The sequence below is a fragment of the Rhizobacter sp. P1_G5 genome (assembly GCF_056405435.1).
The window spans coordinates 1-4770 of the sequence record NZ_JBFUCB010000480.1; the positions used below are offsets into that span (position 1 = coordinate 1).

Genomic DNA, 4770 nt, shown 5'->3' on the forward strand with positions numbered 1-4770 from the left:
GCTCTACACCGGCCGCACGACGCGCGCCGTCATCAACGAACTGTTCGATTTCGGCCGCCCGGCCAGCGTGACGCTCGCGGTGCTGGTCGACCGCGGCGGGCGCGAGCTCCCGATCCAACCAGCCTACTCGGCGGCGCGCATCACGCTGCCGCGCGAGCAGCGCCTTCGCCTCGCACGCGACGACGACGGCCGATTCACCTTCGACATCCAGGAAGGCAGCTGATGCTCTCGAAGCGAAACCCGCAACTCAACGCGCACGGTGAACTGATCCACCTGCTCTCGATCGAGGGCCTGCCGCGCGCGGTGATCCACCACATCCTCGACACCGCAGGCACCTTCCTGAGCGTCAACGACCGCGACGTGAAGAAGGTGCCGCTGCTGCGCGGCAAGAGCGTGTTCAACCTGTTCTTCGAGAACAGCACGCGCACCCGCACCACGTTCGAGATCGCCGCCAAGCGGCTGTCGGCCGACGTGATCAACCTCGACATCGCGAAATCGAGCGCGGCCAAGGGCGAGAGCCTGCTCGACACCATCGCCAACCTGTCGGCGATGCATGCCGACATGTTCGTCGTGCGGCACGGCGAGAGCGGCGCGCCCTACCTGATCGCGCAGCACTGCGCGCCGCACGTGCACGTGGTGAACGCCGGCGACGGCCGCCATGCGCACCCGACGCAGGGGCTGCTGGACATGTACACGATCCGGCACTTCAAGAAGGACTTCAGCAACCTGACGGTGGCGATCGTCGGCGACATCCTGCACTCGCGCGTCGCGCGCTCCGACATCCATGCGCTGACCACGCTGGGCGTGCCCGAGATCCGCGCGGTCGGCCCGAAGACGCTGGTGCCGGGTGACCTGAAGGAGATGGGCGTGCGCGTGTGCCACGACATGGCCGAGGGTATCCGCGGCGCCGACGTGATCATCATGCTGCGCCTGCAGAACGAGCGCATGAGCGGCGCGATGCTGCCGAGCGCCGGCGAGTTCTTCAAGAACTATGGCCTCACCGACGAGAAGCTCGCGCTCGCCAAGCCCGATGCGATCGTGATGCACCCGGGGCCGATCAACCGCGGCGTCGAGATCGATTCGTCGGTGGCCGACGGCAAGCAGAGCGTGATCCTGCCGCAGGTCACCTTCGGCATCGCGGTGCGCATGGCCGTGATGTCCACCATCGCCGGAAACAACGCATGAAACTCCTGATCAAGAACGGCCGGCTGATCGACCCGGCCTCGGGCCTGGACCAGACCGGCGACCTCGCGATCGCGGCCGGCCGCATCGTCTCGATCGGCAGCGTGAACGCCGATTTCCACGCCAGCCGCACGATCGATGCGGGCGGCCTGGTGGTGGCGCCCGGCCTCGTCGACCTGGCGGCGCGGCTGCGCGAGCCGGGGCACGAGCATGAAGGCATGCTCGAGTCGGAGATGGCCGCGGCGGTGGCCGGCGGCGTCACGAGCCTGGTGTGCCCGCCCGACACCGACCCGCCGCTCGACGAGCCGGGCCTGGTCGAGATGCTGAAGTTCCGCGCGCGCAACCTGAACCACGCGCACCTGTACCCGCTGGGCGCGCTGACGCGCGGGCTGGCCGGCGAGGCGATCACCGAGATGGCCGAGCTGACGGAGGCCGGCTGCGTCGGCTTCTCGCAGGCCGACGCGCCGCTGACCGACACGCTGGTGCTGCAGCGCTCGATGCAGTACGCATCCACCTTCGGCTACACCGTGTGGCTGCGGCCGCAGGATGCGCACCTGGGCAAGGGCGTGGCGGCCAGCGGGGCGCTGGCGACGCGGCTCGGGCTGTCGGGCGTGCCGGTGATCGCCGAGACGATCGCGCTGCACGTGATCTTCGAGCTGATGCGCGTCACCGGCGCGCGCGTGCACCTGTGCCGCCTGAGCAGCGCGGCCGGCATCGCGCTGGTGCGGCGCGCCAAGGACGAAGGCCTGCCGGTGACCTGCGACGTGAGCGCCAATCACCTGCACCTGACCGACATCGACATCGGCTACTTCAACGCCGCGATGCGCCTGACGCCGCCGCTGCGCCAGCAGCGCGACCGCGATGCGATCCGCGCCGGGCTGGCCGACGGCACGGTGGATGCGCTGGTCAGCGACCACACGCCGGTCGACGAGGACAACAAGAACCTGCCGTTCGCCGAGGCCGAGCCCGGCTCGACCGGGTTGGAGCTGCTGCTGAGCCTGGCGCTGAAGTGGGGTGACGAGCAGGGCCTGCCGCTGACGAAGACGCTGGCGCGCCTGACCTGCGACCCGGTGCGGGTGCTGGGCGAGAGCCTGGGCTCGCTCGGCTCGAGCGCGGGGCGGCTGGTGCAAGGCGGCGTGGCCGACCTGTGCCTGTTCGACCCGGCGGCGCGCTGGACGGTGGAGCCGGCGAAGTTCCGCAGCCAGGGCCGGCATTCGCCGTTCTCCGGCTACGAGCTGCCGGGCCGTGTGGCCGCGACGATCGTGGCCGGGCAGGTGGCGTTCGAAGCCCCAGCGGCCCTCTGAGGCCGTGCGCACGCTGCGCGCCGTCTGGCGCATCGTGGCCTGCCTCGCGCACGTGGTGCGCGGGGTGCTGATCTGCGCGTTCATCTTTCCGTTCGTGAGCCCGGCACGGCGCGTGGCGCGCGTCGGGCCGTGGTGCGCGGCGATGCTGCGGGTACTGGGCATTCGCGTGGTGGTGCACGGCGAGGTGCATGCGGCGCCGGTGATGATCGTCGCCAACCATGTGTCGTGGATCGACATCCTCGCGATCAATGCGGCGCACACGGCGCGCTTCGTGTCGAAGGCCGACATCCGTCGCTGGCCGGTGATCGGCTGGCTGACGGCCTGCGGCGGCACGCTGTTCATCGAGCGCGAGCGCAAGCGCGATGCGATGCGCGTGGTGCACCAGGTGGCGCAGGCGCTGCAGGAGGGCCACGTGATCGCGGTGTTCCCGGAGGGCACGACCAGCGACGGGCACGGCGTGCTGCCGTTCCACGCCAACCTGCTGCAGGCGGCGATCACCACCGGCGTGCCGGTGCAGCCGCTCGCGTTGCGCTATGCCGATGCGTCGCACACGGTGAGCCCGGCCGCGGCCTACATCGGCGACACCAGCCTGCTGCAATCGCTGTGGTGGGTGGTGATGGCCGAGGGGCTGACGGCGCAGGTGACGGTGCTGCCGGCGCATTACTCGGCGCATGCGCAGCGGCGCGAGTTGTCGGAGGCGGTGCGGGCGGGGATCGTGGGGGCGCTGGGAAAGTGAACAACTGTCAAATCCGCGGCGTGGCAACGATGCCGGGGGCTGGCGGGTCTTGCCGCGGTCATTTCGTTCACGTCTAATCCGCCGGCCGCGTCGATGCAGTTCCTCCAGAGGATTCGCCGCGAGCACCGGTAGTCGGTCGAACACCGCAGGTGTTCACCGATGTCGAGGCGAGACGAGGAGTGGTCCGTGAAGAGCAGGAAGATAGCAGCGCTGACGCTGCTGATGGCGCACGCGTGGCTGGCGTGGACCGGATCGGTTGCAGCGCAGCCCATCACGCAGTACCAGGCGAACTACGAAGCCATCGGCGGGTGGACGTCGTCGGTGCCGGCCGCGGTCGAGGACCTGATCCGGATCCTGGAGACCGTCGGCGGCTCGTATTGCCAAACGGTTCAGCAGCCACCCGATGGATACACCCAGCGCAAGTGCAGCTACCTGGATCACGATCCGAACGAGCGCCGGTTCCGGATGCTGCAGGTGGTCGACGTGGTTCACCGCGGCAGTCAGACGCTGCACACCGAGACCATCCTGGGCGGCACCTACCAAATCCGCGGCCCCTGGTTGATGACGCGCATCAAGGGCCCGCCGCGCAGCTGCCCGGCCCAACTGAAGCCCGGGCACCCGATCCACCCGATCAGCGGCGGCAAGAGCCTGAGGGAAGACCTGGGCGTGGGCCGCATCGGCGGGCAGCCGCTGGTGGCGCTGTACGACACGATGAGCCTGCCGCCGCAGAGCGCGCCTGCGGCGGCATCTGCCGCGGCGCTGGCCGCCCATGCGAGCACCTCGTTCGGCGGATTCTGGCGTGGCAACCTGCACAAGCGCCTGCTCTTGCAGACCGATGCCGCCCAGGCCTTGCGCAGCGTGCTGGCCACGCGGGACGACGGCAGCTGGCAGGGCTTCAAGCGCGACGACACAGGGATCTGGCAGCCCGATGCCGATGTGCTCGACCGCCTGCAGCAGATCACTGGCGGCTGGCGCTACACCGACATGGCCGCGCAATCCGAGGAGCTCTACGACACCGAGGGCCGCCTGCTCAGCGTGGCCTATGCGAACGGCAACCGGCTGAGCTATGGCTACAGCACCGCCGGCGACGGCACACCCGAGCCGGGCCTGCTGACCGGGCTGCAAGACCAGACCGGCCGCAGCGTCAGCTTCAGCTACGAGTGGCCCGCCGGTGCACCCCGGGCGCGCATCCGCCAGATCACGAGCGATGCCGGCAGCACCTTCATCGCGTATGACGCCGGCGGCAACCTGAGCCTGATCACCGACCCGGCGGGCAAGACGCGGCAGTACCTCTATGAACGCAGCGACCTGCCCTGGGCGGTGACGGGCATCGTCGACGAGCGCGGCGCGCGGCTGGCCACCTACGGCTACGACCCGTTCGGCCTGGCCGTGGAGACGCAATGGGCCGGCGGCGCAGACCACTACACGGCCGCCTATGCGACGCCGCCGAAGTGGGACACGACCGACACCTACGATGCGGCCACCAACATCCTGTGGCGCGACCACCACTGGGTGGCGCCGACCGGGCTGACGCTGACCGACCCGAAC

General features: G+C 69.9%; 4 protein-coding genes and 1 pseudogene. All 5 read left to right on the forward strand.

From position 1 onward, the window contains the following. On the forward strand, positions 1 to 223 hold a 223-nt coding region (locus AC1D12_RS25005), incomplete at its 5' end, for a type I phosphoribosyltransferase (RefSeq protein WP_477843578.1). Further along, a complete protein-coding gene (locus AC1D12_RS25010) occupies positions 223 to 1185 on the forward strand; it encodes an aspartate carbamoyltransferase catalytic subunit (protein ID WP_047499678.1) in 963 nt (320 codons plus the stop codon). The genes AC1D12_RS25005 and AC1D12_RS25010, both read left to right, overlap by 1 nt. Further along, positions 1182 to 2486, forward strand: coding sequence for a dihydroorotase (locus tag AC1D12_RS25015; protein WP_047499681.1), 1305 nt, complete (start codon positions 1182 to 1184; stop codon positions 2484 to 2486). The genes AC1D12_RS25010 and AC1D12_RS25015 overlap by 4 nt, the downstream gene beginning before the upstream one ends. Positions 2487 to 2490: 4 nt before the next feature. Continuing rightward, the gene (locus tag AC1D12_RS25020; protein WP_477826735.1) at positions 2491 to 3222 is read left to right on the forward strand and encodes a lysophospholipid acyltransferase family protein; all 732 of its coding nucleotides are present in this window, start codon (positions 2491 to 2493) and stop codon (positions 3220 to 3222) included. A gap of 186 nt (positions 3223 to 3408) precedes the next feature. Further along, a pseudogene (locus AC1D12_RS25025) lies at positions 3409 to 4770 on the forward strand (hypothetical protein); the annotation flags it as partial.

Bases quoted from the DNA above. Each gene is read 5' to 3' on its own strand.
- AC1D12_RS25010 (WP_047499678.1), top strand. From the start codon at position 223: ATGCTCTCGAAGCGAAACCCGCAACTCAACGCGCACGGTGAACTGATC.
- AC1D12_RS25015 (WP_047499681.1), top strand. From the start codon at position 1,182: ATGAAACTCCTGATCAAGAACGGCCGGCTGATCGACCCGGCCTCGGGC.